This is a genomic window from Flavicella sp., from assembly GCF_029238425.1.
Lineage (GTDB): Bacteria > Bacteroidota > Bacteroidia > Flavobacteriales > Flavobacteriaceae > Flavicella.
The window spans coordinates 1-6705 of sequence record NZ_JAQWGB010000197.1; the positions used below are offsets into that span (position 1 = coordinate 1).

General features: G+C 34.3%; 6 protein-coding genes and 1 pseudogene. All 7 read right to left on the minus strand.

The window, feature by feature from the left end; translation table 11 throughout:
• Positions 1 to 732, minus strand: a pseudogene (locus P8H68_RS13385) (glycosyltransferase); the annotation flags it as partial.
• 42 nt (positions 733 to 774) lie between these two features.
• Positions 775 to 2055, minus strand: a complete 1281-nt coding sequence (gene purD, locus P8H68_RS13390) for a phosphoribosylamine--glycine ligase (protein WP_300326198.1) — start codon at positions 2053 to 2055, stop codon at positions 775 to 777.
• Positions 2056 to 2066: 11 nt separating this feature from the next.
• The gene (locus P8H68_RS13395) at positions 2067 to 2642 is read right to left on the minus strand and encodes a sugar transferase (protein ID WP_300326201.1); all 576 of its coding nucleotides are present in this window, start codon (positions 2640 to 2642) and stop codon (positions 2067 to 2069) included.
• Positions 2643 to 2673: 31 nt separating this feature from the next.
• Positions 2674 to 3051, minus strand: coding sequence for a ribonuclease P protein component (gene rnpA / locus P8H68_RS13400; RefSeq protein WP_300326204.1), 378 nt, complete (start codon positions 3049 to 3051; stop codon positions 2674 to 2676).
• A gap of 80 nt (positions 3052 to 3131) precedes the next feature.
• Complete coding sequence (locus P8H68_RS13405; protein ID WP_300326207.1) at positions 3132 to 5624, minus strand: TonB-dependent receptor; 2493 nt, start codon at positions 5622 to 5624, stop codon at positions 3132 to 3134.
• Positions 5624 to 6343, minus strand: a complete 720-nt coding sequence (gene recO / locus P8H68_RS13410) for a DNA repair protein RecO (RefSeq protein WP_300326210.1) — start codon at positions 6341 to 6343, stop codon at positions 5624 to 5626. The genes P8H68_RS13405 and recO overlap by 1 nt, the downstream gene beginning before the upstream one ends.
• Positions 6343 to 6705, minus strand: a 363-nt coding sequence (locus P8H68_RS13415) for a T9SS type A sorting domain-containing protein (RefSeq protein ID WP_300326213.1), incomplete at its 5' end; no start/stop codon positions are given. The genes P8H68_RS13415 and recO, both read right to left, overlap by 1 nt.

The window sequence follows — 6705 nt, forward strand, 5'->3', positions numbered from 1 at the left end:
CAACACCTTTCCTTCAAAATTTTCAAATTGTTTTAAAAATATAGTTTCTAAAAGAGTTCTCTGTGGTTCTGGACCTGACAGCAATAAAACTACATCATATTGCTTAACCTGCTTTTGAAATATCAATCTACTTAAGTTTCCAAGATATTCAATTGGAATATTTACCCCTTTAGCATTTGATAGTTCTCCGGATAACGAATGGGATGTATCCCCATCTGGAACCCAACAGGCATCAAACTTTGAAATTATTTTTTGATGTATTTTAGACGTAAAAAAAGTGGTAAACCCTGAAAACACCTGTAACTGATGGGTGATATAAACAGATGGAATTTTATTAGAGTATACTCCAAACCTATTGTCAGAGATGATTCCTACATAAGAATTCGTATCAATTTCCTTTTTTACAATGTCTTGCTCCCTTTGAACAGCTTTGTAAACAGAAGGCAAAGAAAATAGCAAACGCCACTTTGTCCAAAACGCAAATTTAGCATATTGGATATTGTAAGCCGGTAGCTGAATCGTCTGCAATTCAGGAAATTCTTTTTTGAGAAGTTCTAATGAAGCACCATCACTAGCTATTACCGGAGTAAAATTATTCCGAAGTAAAAATTGAATCACTGGAATGCAACGAGAAGCATGTCCTAAGCCCCAATTTAATGGGGCTATTAGAACTTTATTTTCCGTCGTTTTTTCAGAGTCGAAAAAACCAGTATGCATTTGATTTGTTGCCATTTCTATAGGTTAAGATAGCACTTAACATCTATAAAATGAAATTTATAAGTTTTTTAAATCGAACCCGATATCCTTACGGTAATTCATATCTTCAAAACTCACTTTAGCAATATTTTTATAAGATTTTTCTAAGGCTTCCTCCATAGTATCACCCAAAGAAGTAAACGCCATGACACGTCCTCCATTCGTTTCAACTTTGTCTCCATTGATTTTTGTTCCTGCATGAAAAACAGTAGTACCCTCTACAGCATCCAAACCTGTAATTACTTTCCCTTTTTCATAAGCCTCAGGATATCCACCAGCCACAGTCATCACTGTTGTTGCTGTTTTAGAAGTCAATTCAAATGATTTTTGATCTAAGGTTTGAGAAGCAACTCCTTCAAAAAGATCTAACAAATCTGATTCAATTCTAGGAATTACAACTTCCGTTTCAGGATCTCCCATTCTCACATTGTATTCTATCACAAAAGGATTTCCATCAATATTCATCAATCCAATAAAAATGAAACCTCTATAATCAATACCATCTTTTTGCAATCCTTCTACCGTTGGAATTACAACTCTCTCTTCTACCTTAGAAAGGAAATCTTCATCTGCAAAAGGCACTGGAGATATGGCTCCCATTCCTCCTGTATTCAATCCTGTATCTCCTTCTCCAATTCTTTTATAGTCTTTTGCTGAAGGCAATACTTTATAACTCTTACCATCTGTCAATACAAAAACAGACAATTCAATTCCGTCTAAAAATTCTTCGATAACAACTTTAGAAGACGCTTCTCCAAATTTATTATTCGTTAGCATATCTGCCAACTCCTCTTTAGCCTCTTCTAGAGTTTCTAAAATCAAAACACCTTTACCTGCTGCCAAACCATCCGCTTTCAACACATAAGGAGCTTTCAACGTTTCTAAAAACGCTTTTCCTTGTTCCAATGTTTCTTTAGTAAAAGCTTCATATGCGGCTGTAGGTACAGCGTGACGCTTCATGAATTTTTTAGAAAACTCTTTACTCCCTTCCAATTCAGCACCATCTTTTTTCGGACCTACTACAGGGATCGATTTCAAGTCATCATCTTGCAAGAAAAAATCATGAACACCAGCCACCAAAGGAGCTTCAGGTCCAACAATTACCATATCAACTTTATTCTCTAATACAGCAGCTTTAACCGCAGCAAAATCAACAGGATCTATATCAAGATTTGTTGCACAGTTTGCCGTTCCTGCATTTCCAGGAGCAACAAAAAGATTTGATAATTTTTCACTTTGTGAAAGTTTCAATGCAAAAGCGTGCTCTCTTCCTCCAGAGCCTAAAATAAGAATATTCATGATGTAATTATTTATTTTCCTTTTCCTTTAACAACGACAATTACCGTGTAAAGGATAATTTTAATATCAGTGAGCAAAGATACGTTATCTAAATAAACTAAATCATATCTAGCTCTTAATTTCATTTGATCAATACTATCGGCATAACCGTATCTAATTTGACCTAAAGAAGTAATTCCAGGTCTCAATTTTTGTAACTCTTTATATCTTGGGATATGCGAAATTATGGTATCTAAAAAAAACTGTCTTTCTGGTCTTGGTCCAACGATGCTCATCTCTCCCATAAGTACATTAAAAAACTGAGGGAATTCATCTATTCTAAATTTCCTAAGAAACCTTCCAAAATGAGTAATTCTAAAACTTTCCTCATCAGACAAAAGCGGATCATTTACTGGAGGCACCCCTTTCATACTTCTAAATTTATAAATCTGAAAAAGTTTTCCGTTTTTCCCCACCCTTTCTTGACGATAAAAAGGCTTCTCCCCAGTCGTCATAAAAATAATGAGTGTCACGATGGGAACCATCCATAAAAGTATGGTTAGAATAACAATGATTGAAAAAATAATATCACCTCCTCTTTTGAGCATCTTTTTTTATTTTTCTCTTTTTCTTAAGAAATTAACTTTCTGCAATTTTTTCATGAAATTTTTCAGCCAACTTTTTCATTTTAACTGCCAATTTTTCTTGAGTCCACTCTTTTCCGTCCAAATACAACAGCATCGCAATGTATTTATCGTCCATCCCTTCAGAAAACTCAAATTTATGAAACCTATACACCTCTCTAAGAACCCTCTTAACGCGATTTCTTCCAACTGCTTTCGGAATTCTTTTTTTTGGAATAGAAATCCCTAATTGAATTGGAAATTCTCCTTGGTGCTCCTTTTTCAAAAACACCATACGAAGTGGATACGAAGAAACAGAAACTCCCTCAATAAACAATTGCTCAATTGCCTTTTTGCTTTTCAGTTTGTCTTGTTTTCCGTAGGTAAATTTCATTCCGACAAAAATAGAAATAATTGTTGGAATGATAAGAAAGGAATTGAAAATCTAATTCTTATGGAGACTGGTTCAAATTTCTAAAATAAATAACGTACCGAGGCTGAAAAATTTCTACCAGGTGCACTTATTCCAGAAGCAAACTCTTTATAGTGACGATCAAAGATATTTGTAATTCTAAATTGTAATTCTAAATCTCTCGACACTTCGTAAAAGACAGAAAAATGAAACAATTCCCAACTTGGTGTTCCGGCATACTTTTCTATTTCAGAATCTGCGTTCTCATCAACCACAGGAGTTTGTTCAATATTATCTATGCCTTCATTTATATTGTACTCACTTGGCTTTTTAGCAGCATTGAATTCATATTCAATATCAAAATCGAACTTTTTTATTTTATAAGTAACACCTAAATTACCAAATATAGGAGGTATTGAAGACATATTTTCTCTGGTATCGTAGGTTTTCCCTTTGGTGTAATTCACTCCCCCTCTAAACAACCAATGCTCATCAATTTCACCTCTAAAATTAACAGACCCTCCATAGATATAAGCTTGTCCTCTGTTAACATTCGCAAAAACCTTTGCCATCTCTCCATCATATTCTATTTCAGAATCCCCTTCTTGCTGGGTATTGATATCAAATGGAGCTCTAATGATATAATTATTTAACAAAGTATAATATGCATTTGCCCCTACACTAAAAAGTCTATTATTAAAATATTGTAAAACACCTATTTCAGAATTGTAGGCAAACTCAGGTTTCAAAACAATATTTGGAACTGTTACATTTCCTCCTTTTTCTCTAATTTTTCCAACATCATCGACATTTGGAGATCTGAATCCAGAAGATAAAACCGCACTAAATTTGGTGTTTCTTGTTGGTTTATAAACATGACCTAAAGTTGCAGTCAATGCGGCATTTTTTAAAGATATATCAGAATCTGGCAACGTGATAAATGTGTCATCTATCCATTTTGCATTTAACTGAGTTCCTGTAAATCTCAGGCCCGTATTCAGGGTATTCTTACTATTTAAATCTTGACGATATTCTGCATAAACCGCTTGCGTAAAATAATCTGATCCCCCATCAGGATATCTTGATTGTACCTTGTAATTGTCAGATACACCAGTTATAAGACTCGTATTAGGATCAATGATCAAATTATCTCCTTGTGATTTACTATGAACTTTATTGTACACAAGCTCAAATCCATAGGAGAAAATTCTATCTTTTCTCTTTGTCAATCCAACAGAAAAGTCTCCATTGACGCTAAAAACATCTACATTTTCATTTCTATAAGATCTTTTATCAATCTCACTAAATTTTCTTTGAATTCTAGACTCAGTAATATCTTGATATGCGACTGTAATAGTTCCATTATCAATCCAATTATTCACCTCTGACAACAAAACCTGGCTAGATATCATAAATCTTTTTTGCGGACCATAAGACCATTCGGCAAATTTCAAATCTCCAGAACTCGTATATTCTGTCAATCTATCAAACCTGGGAATATCAGACGATTCAGAATACTGCACATTGAAAAGTAGCTCTAATTCGTTTGAGATAGGAATAAACACTTTCTGCAAAATATCTAACTGTGAAAAACCAGTATTCTTTTGCAAAGTTGGATCTTCATTGATTACACTAGTTGGATTAGCAAAAGTTTTTGAGTTATTAGAATACTCAAATACCTTACCCCAATCTTCATAGCCATGTTTCCTGTTTGTCCCCATTTTTAAATCTCCAAAATTACTATAGGAAACACTAGTATATGAGGCCCATTTTTGAAAACTCAACTCAGTTCCCAAACTTGTCGTTATTTCATTATTAACGGAGCTATATCTTGAAAAAATAGAAGATTCTACTTCGTTAAATTCAGACGTTTTTAAAGATTTTGTATAATAATGAATCACTCCCCCTAAAGCATCAGACCCATACATCACAGCCGATGGTCCAAACAAAACCTCAACCCTATCTAGAATTGAAGGAGAAACTGTAATTCCATTTTGTAAATGCCCTTTACGATAGATCGCATTATTCATTCTAACCCCGTCAACAACTAACAAAACTCTATTTGCCTCCATTCCTCTAAGTACCGGGCTCCCCCCTCCAAATTGCGATTTCTGCACTTTAATACTTGGAACTTTGGCTAATAAATCTGCTGACGACTGAGGTGCAATATTTTTTATATCCCTAGAGCTTACCACTTCTATTTGCTCTGCAATTCTATTTTTCTTTTGTTTACTTCTTGTTACCGAAACAACCACCTCTTTCAAAGCTTCCGTCAATCGATCTAAAAAGACCTCATCTGATTTTTTCAAACTCGATTTTGAGAGCTTTTCTTTAAGATACAAATGATGATAGAAAAACAAATCCACACCTTCTTCGAAAATGGTAATATCAACTTGCCCATTCTTATCGGAATACAAGACAATGGACTTATCCTTATTGGAGACTGAAACCCCCTTTATTGGCAATGAAGAATCACTTCCCAAAACAGTAAGGCTTTGAGCACCTACCTGAGAACCAACCAGAAATAATAGAAAAAGGATTATAATTCTATCCATTACACAAATAAGTTTTTCAAAACTTCTATAGATTTAGGTCTCCTAAAATTAACTACATGCAACTCGTAATATTTCAACAAAACATCCAATATAGCTTGTCTTGAATGTACATTTAAGGATAACATATGTGCCTTATCAAATTTTGTGCCTAAAACTTGTTTAAACAACAGTAAATCCTCCCCAACCAAAGCTGGCCCGAGAAATGATTCGTTTGTAAAAACACCATCCGTTAAATTAAAGCAGGTATCATCTGCAAAAGCATCATCAGGATAAAACCCTAAATAACGGGTTAGATTCATTAAAAAAACAAGATGAAAATTGGCTACTTTATCATGAAGATCTAACCAATTGACGGAAGTTTCAATAAAGGTATAAAGATCTGTATTCTGCTCTTCTTCTTTTACGACGTTGAACAACATTTCGGATATAAAAAAAACAATAGATTGTTTTACAAAATCAGAATATAGACTTGTGTAACCCTGGTAAACAGAGGCATCTTTAATGGAGTTTAAAGCGCCTTTATTGGAATGACTTGCCACCAACTCCAATTGAGTTAAGGGTTGAAAATACGCAGGTCTTAATTTCCCTTTTTTTGACTTCAACAAACCTCGAAGCATATAACTCTTCATACCCGACTCCAAAGTAAAACAGTGGACTATCAAACCAGAATCTCCATATTTCAGCGAAGCTAAAACGATTGCTTTTGTTTGTACTTGCATTAATTTACAATCGCAATTTTTGTAGAAGATGTTTGTTGTCCATCAGCGTTATATAGCAATACAATATATACTCCTGAAGCCACTTTAGCTCCAGCAAGATTTCTTTTATCCCATACAAACTTACCACCGTATTCTGACTGCTCTGCTAAGGCATTTGATTCATAAACTAAACTCCCAGCAACATCCAATATTTTTATATTGGTTCCTTCAGGCAAGTTAGAACCTTTTCCAACGATTGTTACTTTGCTGTGATTTTTCAAAACAGGATTTGGATAAGCATACACATCCGTCAATTCATCCCCATATCCTATTACACCAGCATTATAAGAAACTATACCATTCTGAGTTCCAAAATACACCTC